The following is a 13,228-nucleotide window of genomic DNA, read 5'->3' on the forward strand; positions in this document are numbered from 1 at the left end:
CGCTACTCGTCGGTAGAACCAGGTCCCGGCTGGGTGAAGCCGCCCGCCGCGCAGGGTGCGCCGGTGAGGCGGAGGGTCACGACGGCGGGAGAACGCCTGAGCCGACGAGGTCGGCCGGGGCGTCGAGCACCCCGGTCTTCACGAGCACGACCTCGCCGAAAAGCTTCTGGCTCGCGGGACGGACGGAGTCGCCCTTGGCCCGGCGCGCCTTCTGCGTCAGTGGTGGCCCTCTCCGAACTTCTCCACTGCCTCCCGTACGTGCTCGGCCGCTGCGGCCTCCGCCCGCTGCGGGTCGCCGTCGAGGATGGCGCTGAGGATCGCGTCGTGCTGGCGGGGCGTCAGGTCCCTGCGCCGGTTGATGTTGCTCAGGCTCACTATGGCGAACCGGGCCCAGATGCGGTCGAGCGCGTCTTCCAGCAGCGGGTTGCCCGAGAGGCGGGCCAGCATCATGTGGAAGTCGAGGTTGGCGCGCCAGGCCCCGGCGGCGTCACCGGCCTCGGCCCGCTCTTCCACATGGTGCGCTGCTTCCTTGAGGCCGCCGAGCTGAGCGGGCGACAACTGACCCTCGCGCTGCGCCGTGGCGGCGAGCTTGGCGGCCAGCGCGTCCAGTGCGCCGTGCAGGTGCATGGCATGCAGCATCTCGTCCGGAGAGAGCGAACTGACCACCACACCACGGCCCGTCGAGGTCACCAGGCCGTCGCTCTGCAAGCGGCGCAACGCCTCACGGACGGGAGTTCGGCTCATACCGAGGTCTTCGCACATGCCGAGTTCGGTGAGGCGGTCACCTGGGCTGTAGTGCCCGTCCGTCAGCCGTTCGCGCAGCCGCCGGTAGGCGAGTTCGGCCTGGTTGTGGATCCCAGGACGTTCTTCGGGACGGCCACCGGATGAAAGCATGTACAACGTATACATTGCATTCAGCCAGGAAGGCAATGCCGGACCGCACTCGTCAACGGATGGTACGCCCACCCAAGAGCACGCCGTTGACACGTTGGGCCGTTGCCGTCGTTCAGGTCAGGGCGGGGCGGATACGGCCAGTGACTTCGCCCAGGCCGATGCGGCCGCCGCCGTTGCCGGGTGCCGTGCCGCTGAGGGTGATCTCGTCGCCGTCCTCCAGGAAGGTGCGTACACCGCCGCCGGGCAAGGCGAGAGGGTGGGCTCCCCCCTGGGTGAGTTCGATGAGAGACCCGCATTCGCCGGCGTTCGGGCCGCTGACCGTGCCGGACGCGTAGAGATCGCCGGTGCGGGAGGCGGCTCCGTTGATCGTCATGTGGGCCAGCATCTGCGCACCGGTCCAGTACATCGAGGCGAACGGGGGTTTGGAGATGACGGCGCCGTTGAGGTGGACCTTCAGGCTCAGGTCCAGGCCCTGTTTGCCGACGTCGGCGAGGTACGGGAGCGGCTCGGGGACGCGGGCGGGAGGGGTGGTCCAGGCGGCGTCCAGCGCATCCAGCGGAGTGATCCACGGCGAGATGGACGTGGCGAACGACTTTGCCAGGAACGGCCCGAGGGGGACGTACTCCCAAGCCTGCACGTCACGCGCCGACCAGTCATTGACCAGACAGACGCCGAAGACCCGGTCGTGGAAGTCGGCCGTCGAGACCGGCTCGCCGAGGGCGGACCCTGTACCGATGACGAAGCCGACCTCTGCCTCGATGTCCAGGCGCTGGGTGGGGCCGAAGACGGGGGCCGGCGCGTCGGAGCTCTTGCGCTGGCCGCGTGGGCGGGTGATGTGGGTGCCCGACACCACCACGGTGCCGGCCCTTCCGTGGTAACCGATGGGCAGGTGCTTCCAGTTGGGGGTGAGCGGTTCGCTGCCTGGACGGAAGAGGCGGCCCAGATTCGTCGCGTGGTGCTCGCTCGCGTAGAAGTCGACGTAGTCGGCCACCTCGAAGGGCAGATGCAGGCGCACGTCCGGGAGCGGGTGCAGATGCGACGTGACGGCCGCCTGATGCCGCCGGTCGGTGAGCAGCTCGGTGACGTGAGCGCGCACCTGCGTCCAGCGCCCCCTCCCCTGCGCCATGAAGGGATTCAGCGCCGGTCGGGCGAAGACCGGATCATCGAGTACGGCCGCGAGATCGAGGACGCGGTCGCCTACCCGGACGCCGACGCGGGGCGCGCCCCCGGGCGGCGAGAACACCCCGTAGGGAAGGTTGTCGATCCCGAACCGGTCGTCGGGCGGCAGGTCTGGCCAGGTCATGAGCTGGTGTCACTTTCGGGTTCGGAGTCTTCGTGGGCCGGCTCGCCGAGCACACCGAGGCGCACGGGATGCGCGACCGGTTCGTCGCCTGCCGGTCAGAAGTTGCCGCGCTTGGCCTGCTCACGCTCGATCGCCTCGAACAGGGCCTGGAAATTGCCTTTGCCGAAGCCGAGCGAGCCATGCCGCTCGATGAGCTCGAAGAAGACCGTGGGACGGTCGCCGATCGGCTTGGTGAAAATCTGCAGCAGATAGCCGTCCTCGTCGCGGTCGACGAGGATTCCCCGCCGCTGCAACTCCCCGACCGGCACCCGGACCTCGCCGATCCGGGCGCGCAACTCCGGGTCCTCGTAGTACGAATCGGGAGTCGCCAGGAACTCCACGCCCTCGGCACGCAGCGCGTCGACCGAGGCGATGATGTCGTTGGTGGCCAGTGCCAGATGCTGCGCGCCGGGGCCCTGATAGAACTCCAGGAACTCATCGATCTGCGACTTCTTCTTCGCCACGGCCGGCTCGTTCAGTGGGAACTTCACCCGATGGTTGCCGTTTGCGACCACCTTGCTCATGAGCGCCGAATACTCGGTGGCGATGTCGTCCCCGATGAATTCGGCCATGTTCGTGAAGCCCATGACCCGGTTGTAGAAGTCGACCCAGGTGTCCATCATGCCGATTTCGACATTGCCCACCACGTGGTCGAGCGCCTGGAAGATCCGCCGCGGCGCACCCGCCCGCTTCACGTACGAGGACCTGCGGCTCACATAGCCCGGCAGGTAGGGGCCGTCGTAGCGGGAGCGGTCCACGAGCGTGTGCCGGGTCCTTCCGTACGTGGCGATCGCGGCCCGGCGCACGGTGCCGTGCTCGTCGCTGACGTCATGCGGCTCCTCCACGACGGTGGCGCCCTGCGCCCTCGCGTGCGTGATGCACCGGTCGACATCCGGCACCTCAAGCGCGATGTCGATCACCCCGTCGCCGTGTTCCCGATGTGCGTCGGCGAGGGCACTGCCCGGGTCCACCGCGCCCTTGAAGACAAAGCGGATCGCGCCGCTGCGCAGCACGTACGCCTGATGGTCGCGGTTGCCCGTCTCGGGCCCCGAGTAGGCGACCAGCTCCATGCCGAACGCCGACTGGTAGAAGTGCGCCGCCTGCGTGGCGTTGCCCACCACCCACTCCACCGCGTCCCAGCCCGTCACCGGGAACGGATCCTTCTTCTCGTCGTACTCGACCAGGCCGACCAGCTGCTGAAGCTGCGTCAGATCCAGTTCGGCCAGCCGCTCCTGGCTGGTGAGAGTCTGCTCGATACTCACAACGCATCTCCTCGCTGTCGCAACGCTTGGCGAGGTCCAGCACAGACGTTCACAGCGCTCCCAAGCAAGAGGTCCAGCGATATCCGTGCAGACTGCTCAATCTGCCCAGGGAGATCGCTGACCGAGTGAACAATATGTACAGTGTGCGCGCTGCGATAAGGGCGGGTGTGGCGGGTCGGGAGAAGCCGGCTGTGGTACGTGGGGAGGCCTGCATGCCGGTTGCGAACCGCTACAAAAGGAACCTCAGCAGCGCGGGCCTCGACCAGCCCGCCGTCCGCTTCGAGCCCAGGTCCAACACCGTGGCCAGGTACGGGAATTGGCCGTCACCGCGGCCGTCGCTGTCCACGTAGAGCTCCTCACTCCCAGACCACGACATTGCGCCGTACCGGCACGGTCGAGGCGTCGGTCGCGAACAGTTCGGGCGAGTGCGCGCGGATGCGCTCGATGTCGCTGAAGACGGCCCGCAGATGGGTGCGCATGGCGGTGCGGGCGAGCGGGACGTTCCCGCCGACGATGGCGTCGAAGATCTCGAGGTGCTGGGTGGCGAAGACGGCCGGGGACACGTTCTCGTGCAGGCCGAGACGCCTGGCCCGGTCCAGGTGACCCTTGGCCGCGGCGACGGTGGTCCAGACGTTGGCATGTCCGCTCAGCCGCATCAGGCCCTGATGGAACGCCTCGTCCAGGGCGAAGAACTCCTCCAGACCGAGGTCGGCGCGCTGCTGGCGCGTCAGGTTGTCCCGAAGTTCCTCGACCACCACGGAGTCGAGCCGCTCGGGCAGATCCTCCAGCGAGGCGAGCTCCACCGCCTCCCGCAGGAACTGTGCGTCGGCGACCTGCGCCGGGTCCACCCGCGACACGAACGACCCGACCTTCGGGAAGACCTGCACCAGGCCCTCCTGGGCCAGCATGATCAGGCTCTCCCGCACCGGGGTGCGGCTGACGCCCAGTGACGCGGCGAGTTCGTTCTCCGACAGGGCTGCGCCCGGGGCGAGTTCGAGGGTCAGGACCATCTGACGCAGCTTGATGTAGATGTCGCGTCGACTCGTCCGCCGCCCGTTCGATTGAGCCATGTGCACATCCTACGTAGCTGCCGGAAGGGTCTTGTCCATCTGCGCGACAGATGCTTGTATACAAGTACTGCACGACAGGATGGGAGCCGCAAGTGAGCAAGATCGAACGGGCCGAGGTGCTCGTCACCTCGCCGGGACGCACGTTCGTCACGCTGCGCATCACGACGACCGACGGGGTCATCGGACTCGGTGACGCCACGCTCAACGGTCGCGAGCTGGCGGTGGCGAGCTATCTGCGCGATCACGTCGTACCGCTGCTGATCGGCAGGGACCCGGCCCGCATCGAGGACATGTGGCAGTACCTCTACAAGGGCGCCTACTGGCGGCGCGGACCCGTCACGATGACCGCGATCGCCGCCGTCGACACCGCGCTGTGGGACATCAAGGGCAGGACGGCCGGCCTGCCGGTCTACCAGCTCCTGGGCGGCCGCTCCCGGGACGGCGTGCTGGTGTACTCCCACGCCAGCGGCACCGACGTGCCCTCACTGCTGGACGACGTCGAGCGCTATCTGGAGCTGGGCTACAAGGCCGTACGGGCGCAGGCCGCCGTGCCCGATGTCGGGGGCACGTACGGGGTGCGCAAGGGCAAGGTCTACGAGCCCGCCGCCACCGAGCTGCCCGAGGAGCAGCCCTGGGACACCGAGGCCTATCTCGGCTTCGCACCCACCTACCTGGAAGCCGTGCGCGAGCGCTTCGGCTTCGGCTTCCATCTCCTGCACGACGTGCACCACCGGCTGACGCCGATCGAGGCGGCCCGGTTCGGCAAGAGCGTCGAGGGCTGCCGGCTGTTCTGGATGGAGGACCCGACCCCGGCCGAGAACCAGGAGTCGTTCCGGCTCATCCGCGAGCACACCACGACGCCGATCGCGGTCGGCGAGGTGATGAACTCGATCTGGGACGTCCAGCACCTGATCACGGAGCAGCTCATCGACTACGTACGCACCACCGTCGTCCATGCCGGCGGGATCACCCACCTCCGGCGGATCTTCGACCTCGCCGCGCTGTATCAGGTGCGGACCGGCTCCCACGGAGCGACCGACCTCTCCCCCGTCAGCATGGCCGCCGCCGTGCACCTCGACATCTCGGTGCCGAACTTCGGTATCCAGGAGTACATGGGCCACCCGGACGAAACCGCCGAGGTGTTCCGTACGGGCGTCACCTTCGCCGACGGCATGCTGCACCCCTCCGAGGAACCGGGCCTCGGCGTCGATTACGACGACAAGGCGGCCGAGCGCTTCCCCTACCAGCGGCGCTACCTCCCGGTCGCGCGCCGCCTCGACGGCTCGGTGCACGACTGGTGAGCGCCGTGCTGAACCGTACGTCGGTCGCCCGGCTGGCCCCCGGGCTGCGGCCCGCGGTCGACCCGGCCGAACTGCGCACCCGCGTCGTCCACTTCGGCCTCGGCGCCTTCCACCGGGCGCACCAGGCGGTGTACACCGAGCGCGCCGCAGCCCTCTCCGGCGAGCCCTGGGGCATCACCGCCGTCGCGCCGCGGTCGGCGGAGACGGTGCATGCCCTGCGGGACCAGGACTGCCTGTACTCGCTCACCGAACGCCGTCCGGAGGGAAACGCCTCCCGCGTCGTGGGCGCGGTGGTCGGCGCGCTGGCCATGGGACCCGACGCCAAGGCCGTCGACGCCCTGCTCGCCGACCCCGAGGTGACGGTGGTGACCCTGACCGTGACCGAGAAGGGCTACCACCGGTCCCCGCTCACGGGTGGCCTGGACACCGCTGCCGCGCCCGTCGCCGCCGACCTCGCGGCAGACCCCGACGGGCCGCTCGACACGGTGGTCGGGCGCCTGGCCGCCGGGCTTGCGGCGCGGATGCGCGCGGGCGCGCCCCCGGTCGGAGTCGTCTCCTGCGACAACATGGCGGGCAACGGCGCCGCGCTCGGCCGGGTCGTCCACGACTTCGTGCGGGCGTCCGCCTGGCAGGACCGTGCGGAGATCCTGGACCGGATGGCTGAGGCGGTCGCCTTTCCCGCAACGGTGGTGGACCGGATCGTGCCCGCCACCGGTGCGGCCGACCGGGCCGCGGTCGTCGCCGCGCTCGGGGTGCGCGACGCCCTCCCGGTGACGGCCGAGCCGTACCACCAGTGGGTGCTGGAGGACTCCTTCGCCGCTCCCCGGCCGCGCTGGGAGTCGGACGGCGCCCTGTTCGTCCCCGACGTCGCGCCGTACCAGCTCACCAAGTTGCGCCTGCTGAACGGCTCCCACTCGGCCCTGGCCTACCTCGGCACGGCCGCGGGCCTCACCACCATCGCCGAGACCATGGCGGCGGACTGGGGCGAACGCCTCGTGCGGGCACTGTGCGCGGAGGTCTCCCCCACCCTCCCCCTCGGCCACCCCGATCCGCTGGCGTACGCCGACGATCTCGTCGTACGGTTCCGCAATCCCGCGATGCACCACCTGCTCCGGCAGATCGGCTCCGACGGATCGCTGAAGGTCACGGAGCGCTGGCTGCCCGCCCTGCGCGAGCTGCGCGCCCGCGGCACGAGCGCCCCGGTCCTCGAACTCGCCCTCGCCGCATGGGTGTTGAGCACCCAGCGGTCCGACGCACCCACCGACCCCGCGGACGACGCGCTCGCCGCCTGCTGGGGGCCCGCGACTCACCCCGCCGAGACGGTACGCGCACTGCTGCGCGTCCTCGGCGCGGGGGACCTCGCGGACGACGACGCCCTCACCGCCGCCGTCGCGGACCGGCTGCCCGCCCTGCGTGCCGGGCGCATCGAGATCTGAGCCCCGTCCCCACCGACCGCCTCACTTCCCTCCCCACCTCAGACCCCACATCGATCCCCGCTTCAGTCCCCACTTCATTCCCCGAACAACGGAGTTCACGATGAAGGACAGCGTCATAGCCGCTCAGCAGACGCCAACCGCGCAACGCACCACGCGTGATCTGGCCCGTGCCGCCGTCTCGGGCTGGCTCGGCACGGCGATGGAGTTCATGGACTTCCAGCTGTACTCGCTGGCCGCCGCGATCGTCTTCAACAAGATCTTCTTCCCGGATGTCAGCCCGGCCATCGGGCTCATCGCCGCGATGGCCACGTACGGCGTCGGATACGTCGCCCGGCTCGCCGGGGCCGTCTACTTCGGGCGGATGGGCGACCGCATCGGCCGCAAGAAGGTCCTCTACCTCACCATCCTGCTGATGGGCGCCTCCACCACTCTCATCGGCGCCCTGCCCACCTATGCCACCATCGGCATCCTCGCGCCGATCCTGCTCGTCGCGCTGCGGCTGGTCCAGGGGTTCGGCGCCGGCGCCGAGATCGCCGGGGCCACCGTGATGCTGGCCGAGTACGCCCCCGTCAAGCGCCGCGGCCTGGTCGCTTCGCTGGTATCGCTCGGCACCAACTCCGGGACGCTCGCCGCGTCCGGGCTGTGGGCCGTGCTGCTCTCCGTGCTCAGCGAGGACCAACTGCTGTCCTGGGGCTGGCGGTTGCCGTTCCTGCTGAGCTTCGTGCTGATGCTGTTCGCGGTCTGGCTGCGCCGCGGTCTCAAGGAGAGCCCCGTCTTCGAGGAGCGCCCCGACGTGGTGGACGGGGTGGCGCTGGCCCGGGACGAGGTCGAGTCCGCCATCGCCACCGCCGACGAGCACGAGGGCAGCGTTCTGGCGGCCGGGATCCGGCAGCGCAAGGGCAAGGCGTTCTTCCTCGCGCTGGGGCTCCGCTTCGGACAGGCGGGCAACTCGGGGCTGGTCCAGACGTTCCTCGTCGGCTACATCGCCACCAACCTGGCCGTCAGCCGGTCCGTCCCGACGGACGCGATCGTGTGGGGCTCGCTGCTGGGCTTCGTGACCGTGCCGCTGGTGGGTCTGCTCGGCGACCGCTTCGGACGCCGCGTGGTCTATCTCGCGCTCACGGCGCTGACCGTCGTCGTGGCGTTCCCCGTGATGCTCCTCATCACCTCCGGCTCGACCCCGGGCGTGATGCTCGGCATGGTTCTCGGCCTGAACGTCGGTGTCCTCGGTCTGTTCTCGCTGGAGAGCGTCACGATGGCCGAACTCTTCGGCTCCCGCACCCGGTTCACCCAGCTGGCCCTCGCCAAGGAGATCGGCGGCATCCTCGCCACCGCCATCGGCCCGGTCCTCGCGGCCACCCTCACCGCCGTCACCGGCAGTTGGTGGCCCATCGCGGCGATGCTCGTCGTCTACTCGCTCATCACCTTCGTCAGCGCGCTGCTCGCGCCCGAGACCCGCGGACGTGACCTCGTCCGGCTGGAGGACGCCGTATGAAGACCGTGACGGAACACGACCCGCTGCGGGCGGTCGCCGCACCATCCCCGATGCGGGCGGTCGTCGTGCACGGCCCCGGCGACCTGCGCATCGACACACGGCCCCGGCCGGTACCGGGCAAGGGCGAGGTGCTGCTGGCCCTGGAGTGGGGCGGGATCTGCGGATCCGACATCGCGTACTGGAAGAAGGGGGCGTCCGGCACCGCCGCGCTCGCGCACCCGCTGGTGCTCGGGCACGAGTTCGCGGGCCGTGTCGCCGCGCTCGGCGACGGAGCCACCGGCCTCGGCGAGGGGCAGCCGGTCACCGTCCACCCGGCCCAACTGGTCGGCGACGGCGCCCTTCCCGACCGCATCGCCGGCCGCACCAACCTCTACCCGCGGGTCCGCTACTTCGGCTCCGCGGCCTTCGACCCGCACACCGACGGCGGGTTCAGCGAGTACCGGACGGTTCCCGCAAGCCAGATCCGGCCGCTGCCCGACGGCGTCGACACCCAACAGGGCGCCCTGGCCGAGCCGTTGGCGGTCGCCCTGCACGCCGTCGGCCGCGTCCCCGACCTGCGTGGCCGCACCGTCCTGGTCAACGGCTGCGGGCCGATCGGCTCCCTGGTCGTCGCCGCCGCGCGGCACCGCGGCGCGGGCACGGTCATCGCCGCCGACCTGGCGGCTTCCTCTCTGCAAATCGCCCGCGCCATGGGCGCCGACGAGACCCGCGACCTCTCCCTCGGCGAGGCACTGCCCGAGGACGTGGACGTGGTCTTCGAGGCGTCCGGCGCCCCGGCCGCACTCGGGCCGGTGCTGCGGGCCACGGCCCGGGGAGGCACCCTCGTCCAGGTCGGCAACCTGCCCGGTACGGCCGTGCCCGCCGCCCTCGGCGACCTGGTGACCCGCGAGATCACCTGGATCGGCTCGTACCGCTTCGTCGAGGAGATCGACGACGCCCTGCGCGCCCTGGGAGACGGCCTCGACCTCACCCCGCTGATCACCCACAGCTTCCCGCTGGAGCGTGCCGAGGAGGCGCTCTCCGTGGCCGCCGACCCGCACAGCGGGAGCAGCAAGGTCATGCTGCGCCTCGCCAACCAGGTGTGAAGCCGCCCAGTCAGGAGATTCCCGTGACCGTCACCTCCCCCGTGGCCGACGTCGTCTGCGTCGGCGAGACGATGGTCGTCCTCAGCCCGCAGGACGACCGCCCGCTCGCCGAGCAGCCCGCACTCGGCCTGGCCGTCGGCGGCGCCGAGTCCAATGTCGCCTGTGGGCTGGCCGGCCTCGGGCATCGCGCCGCCTGGCTGAGCCGCGTGGGCGACGACCCGTTCGCCCGTCGCATCCTGGCCGAACTCACCGCGCGCGGCGTGGATGTGAGCGCCGTGGAGACCGATCCGCAGCGTCCGACCGGGGTGTACTTCAAGGACCCGGGCCCGGACCGCACTCGCACGCACTACTACCGCGGCGGTTCGGCCGCGACCGGGATGGGACCGGAACTGGCCCGGCACCCCGCGCTCCGCCGGGCCCGGGTCGTGCACCTGTCGGGCGTCGCCGCCGCCCTCTCCGCCAGCTGCGCCCGGCTGCTGGGGGCGATACTCGACGGCGGCCCCACGCGTGGACCGCTCGTCTCCTTCGACGTCAACCACCGCCCCGCGCTGTGGCGCAACGGCGCGGACGCCGCGCAGAGCCTGCTGGCCCTCGCCCGTTCCGCCGACATCGTGTTCGTCGGACGGGACGAGGCCGAGGAGGTGTGGGGCACGGCACGCCCGGACGACATCGCGGACCTGCTCGGCTCCACGCCGGTCGTGGTCGTCAAGGACGCCGAGCACGGGGCCACGTCGTATGCCCGCGGCGTGCGGACGTTCGTGCCCTCGCTGCCCACCAAGGTGGTCGAACCGGTCGGCGCCGGCGACGCGTTCGCGGCCGGATACCTGGCCGGCGTACTGGAGGACCGCACCGAACGCTCCCGGCTGCGCCTCGGCCACCTGGCGGCCACCGCCGCGCTGCGCACGCGGGACGACGTCCCCGTCATGCCGCCGCGCGCGGAGATCGACCGGTGCCTCGCCCTGGACGAGGACGCCTGGGCCGCCACGGCACCGCGCTGAGCGCAGCCGGTACCTCACACCACCGTCGTAGGAGAACTCCCGCCCATGAACGCCGACTTCCTCTCCCAGCTTTCCGAGGACCGTGTGATCGCCGTCGTCCGCGCGCCGGAGATCCCCGACGCGGCTGCACTGTGCGCGGCCCTGCGTGCCGGCGGCATCCGCTGGATCGAGTTCACCCGCACCACCCCCGGGCTCGCCGCGCACCTGCGCCGGGCAGTGGCCGACAACGGGGACGGCATCGGCGCGGGCACGGTGATGACCGCCGAGCAGGCCGAGGAGCTGATCGACGCGGGGCGCCGGATATCTCGTCACTCCCGGCTGCCGTCCGGAGGTGGCGAAGGCGGCGTCGGCGGCCAGTGTACCGGTGGTCATGGGTGCCCTCTCCCCGACGGAGGTGGGGCTGGCACTCGACCTCGGCGCGGACGCGGTGAAGATCTTCCCCGCGCGCGCGTTCGGCCCCCGCTATCTCCGTGACCTGGCCGGCCCGTTCCCGGACGTACCGCTGGTGGCGTCCGGTGGCGTCAACGCGGACAACGCGGCCGGTTTCCTCACCTCCGGGGCCCATGCGGTGTGCGCCGGTTCGGAAGTCGTACCGCCCGCCGTGGTGGCGGCGGGCGACTGGCCGGAGATCACCAGACGTGCCCGCGCCTTCACCGATTCGCTGCGGTGACGGGCCACGACCGTCACGCTGAGGGACCGTCCACAGCACATGCAGGGCGGAGGGCTTGTGGAAGACCAGACCGCACGGAGCAGTGGGGCGGTCGGGGTCGGGGAAGACGTCCGGGTCGCGGTTGGCGCCCGCCAGGGAGGGGGTGACCGGAACGCCCCGGCGGATCGTTGCCAGGCCCAGTTCGGCTGAAGAAGCTGGGCTGGTCGCGGGCGGTGATCGACTCTTCCCACGTGCGGGCCGCTCGGCGACGCTCAAAAGTGGGCCCCAGCCCGGTCGATCGTGCACGGCCGGGCAGCAATCGCAACGACGTCACCCAGCTGCTGCCCCGCTCGACAAGGTCCCGGCGGTGTCCGGCGCCGTCGGCCGCCCCAGACACCGACCCGACGCGCTCCTCGCAGATCGCGGCTACGACCACGACAAGTACCGTCGCCTGCGCATCCGATGGGAGCGACGCGACGACATCCATGAAGCCTTCCTCGGCATCGCGTACCACATCAGGATGGATCTGCTTTATCTGGCAGGCAGGACCTCAAGGATGGGATCCATTCTGCGCAACGCCCCGATAAGATTGCATAGTTCATCCCGTTTTCAGAGGATCTCAGCCGGGCTTCCGTCTGGGATCTGTCCGATCTCTTCCCAACATGCAGCGGCAGTGCCATATTGGCCACGCCAATGAATCAGGTTAATCCGTGGTGCAAGACCATGCTGCAAGGGGAGGGTCGCCTTGAGTGACTCAACACAGGCTTCTGGCACGGCAGATGACGCGACGTCACAGCCCTACCGTCCGGGGTATGAACTGGTCGCGGAACAACTGCTGAACTACATCGCCCAGCAGAACCTGCGGCCCGGCGACCGCCTCCCCACCGAACAGGGCCTGGCCCAGATCCTGGGAGCATCCCGCAACGTCACCCGGGAGGCCGTGAAGGTCCTGGCCGCCATCGGCCGGCTCAATGTGCGGCGAGGCGCCGGTATCTTCGTCGCCGCCTCGGTCGGCGGGCCACTGGACGACGAACTCTCGCACTTCCGGCCGACCAGCATGGAAGACGTCCGAATGCTCCTGGACTACCGCAAGGTGATCGAGTCGGAGACAGCACGCCGTGCCGCCTCCCACGCCACCCCGATCGAGGTCCGGGCCATACGGGAGAGCGCGGAGAGCTCCCTGGCAGCGGCCACGATGAACGACGTGGACACCTTCGCCAAGGCAGATGCGGCCTTCCACGACTCGGTGGGCGCCGCCTCGCACAACGTGTTCCTGAGGTCGAGTGTCGCCGGTGTGAGGCGATTGACATCCCAGTCCGACGTGTTGCTCTTCCACGGTGACGTGCCCGGATCGCTGGAAGTCGCCGCACATCAGCATGTGGCCATAGCGGAGGCGGTCGCCGCGGGGGCGGCAGATCTCGCCGAGCGGCTGATGGTGGAACACATCGCCACCACACAGAGCCAGTTCGAGAAGAAGATTCGCGACCGCCTGTTCAGTCCCGGCGCTCACGCCGCCCCTGAAGGACCTCCGGGGCCGTAGCGGAGCGGCAGCACCGGGGCTCCTCCGCCGTCCGCGGAAGCAGCAGCCTCGTCAACCGGCCGACCCCGCATGTGCCGCAGCACAGCGATCGAGCCGCCCAACGCCCTGAAGTCCCGGTGGACGACCGGGACTCCCAGGTATCAACCTCCCTCAGGC

Annotated in this window: 11 protein-coding genes and 2 pseudogenes; 9 read left to right on the top strand and 4 right to left on the bottom strand. The window is 70.3% G+C overall.

The features are described 5' to 3' along the window. Positions 1 to 216: 216 nt before the first annotated feature. From KCH87_RS00800 to KCH87_RS00815, 4 genes are all read right to left on the bottom strand, one after another. Positions 217 to 894: a GntR family transcriptional regulator gene (locus KCH87_RS00800; RefSeq protein ID WP_210583267.1), complete on the bottom strand. Its 678-nt coding sequence runs from the start codon at positions 892 to 894 to the stop codon at positions 217 to 219. Positions 895 to 1,006: 112 nt separating this feature from the next. Beyond that, on the bottom strand, positions 1,007 to 2,197 hold the full coding sequence (fahA, locus tag KCH87_RS00805) for a fumarylacetoacetase (protein ID WP_210583268.1): 1,191 nt from the start codon (positions 2,195 to 2,197) through the stop codon (positions 1,007 to 1,009). Between the two features lie 95 nt (positions 2,198 to 2,292). After that, a complete protein-coding gene (hppD, locus tag KCH87_RS00810; RefSeq protein WP_210583269.1) occupies positions 2,293 to 3,498 on the bottom strand; it encodes a 4-hydroxyphenylpyruvate dioxygenase in 1,206 nt (401 codons plus the stop codon). A gap of 356 nt (positions 3,499 to 3,854) precedes the next feature. After that, entirely contained in the window at positions 3,855 to 4,568 is a 714-nt protein-coding gene (locus tag KCH87_RS00815; RefSeq protein WP_210583270.1) for a GntR family transcriptional regulator, read from the bottom strand. A gap of 50 nt (positions 4,569 to 4,618) precedes the next feature. On the opposite strand from KCH87_RS00815, the gene manD reads away from it, so the two are divergent. From manD to KCH87_RS00855, 9 genes and pseudogenes are all read left to right on the top strand, one after another. After that, positions 4,619 to 5,869, top strand: a complete 1,251-nt coding sequence (gene manD, locus KCH87_RS00820; RefSeq protein WP_210583271.1) for a D-mannonate dehydratase ManD — start codon at positions 4,619 to 4,621, stop codon at positions 5,867 to 5,869. Next, positions 5,866 to 7,305 carry a mannitol dehydrogenase family protein gene (locus KCH87_RS00825; protein ID WP_308298708.1) on the top strand — a complete coding sequence of 480 codons (1,440 nt, stop codon included), beginning with the start codon at positions 5,866 to 5,868 and terminating at the stop codon, positions 7,303 to 7,305. Before manD ends, KCH87_RS00825 begins: the two co-directional genes overlap by 4 nt. 100 nt (positions 7,306 to 7,405) lie before the next feature. Beyond that, on the top strand, positions 7,406 to 8,800 hold the full coding sequence (locus tag KCH87_RS00830; protein ID WP_210583272.1) for an MFS transporter: 1,395 nt from the start codon (positions 7,406 to 7,408) through the stop codon (positions 8,798 to 8,800). After that, entirely contained in the window at positions 8,797 to 9,885 is a 1,089-nt protein-coding gene (locus KCH87_RS00835; RefSeq protein WP_247195524.1) for an L-idonate 5-dehydrogenase, read from the top strand. The genes KCH87_RS00830 and KCH87_RS00835 overlap by 4 nt, the downstream gene beginning before the upstream one ends. 23 nt (positions 9,886 to 9,908) lie before the next feature. After that, positions 9,909 to 10,883, top strand: coding sequence for a sugar kinase (locus KCH87_RS00840; RefSeq protein WP_308298709.1), 975 nt, complete (start codon positions 9,909 to 9,911; stop codon positions 10,881 to 10,883). A gap of 45 nt (positions 10,884 to 10,928) precedes the next feature. Beyond that, positions 10,929 to 11,111: pseudogene (locus tag KCH87_RS49970) on the top strand (2-dehydro-3-deoxyphosphogluconate aldolase); the annotation flags it as partial. A gap of 103 nt (positions 11,112 to 11,214) precedes the next feature. Next, entirely contained in the window at positions 11,215 to 11,553 is a 339-nt protein-coding gene (locus KCH87_RS49975) for a bifunctional 4-hydroxy-2-oxoglutarate aldolase/2-dehydro-3-deoxy-phosphogluconate aldolase (protein WP_308298710.1), read from the top strand. 191 nt (positions 11,554 to 11,744) lie between these two features. Next, positions 11,745 to 12,229, top strand: a pseudogene (locus KCH87_RS48695) (hypothetical protein); the annotation flags it as partial. Positions 12,230 to 12,277: 48 nt separating this feature from the next. Further along, on the top strand, positions 12,278 to 13,072 hold the full coding sequence (locus tag KCH87_RS00855; protein WP_210583274.1) for a FadR/GntR family transcriptional regulator: 795 nt from the start codon (positions 12,278 to 12,280) through the stop codon (positions 13,070 to 13,072). Positions 13,073 to 13,228 lie beyond the last annotated feature (156 nt).

Origin of the sequence: Streptomyces sp. GESEQ-35, assembly GCF_017948485.1 — a bacterium.
Classification (GTDB): domain Bacteria; phylum Actinomycetota; class Actinomycetes; order Streptomycetales; family Streptomycetaceae; genus Streptomyces.

Coding starts and splice junctions, on each gene's coding strand:
- KCH87_RS00800 (WP_210583267.1), bottom strand. CDS start 894: ATGCTTTCATCCGGTGGCCGTCCCGAAGAACGTCCTGGGATCCACAAC.
- fahA (WP_210583268.1), bottom strand. CDS start 2,197: ATGACCTGGCCAGACCTGCCGCCCGACGACCGGTTCGGGATCGACAAC.
- KCH87_RS00815 (WP_210583270.1), bottom strand. CDS start 4,568: ATGGCTCAATCGAACGGGCGGCGGACGAGTCGACGCGACATCTACATC.
- manD (WP_210583271.1), top strand. CDS start 4,619: ATGCTTGTATACAAGTACTGCACGACAGGATGGGAGCCGCAAGTGAGC.
- KCH87_RS00830 (WP_210583272.1), top strand. CDS start 7,406: ATGAAGGACAGCGTCATAGCCGCTCAGCAGACGCCAACCGCGCAACGC.
- KCH87_RS00835 (WP_247195524.1), top strand. CDS start 8,797: ATGAAGACCGTGACGGAACACGACCCGCTGCGGGCGGTCGCCGCACCA.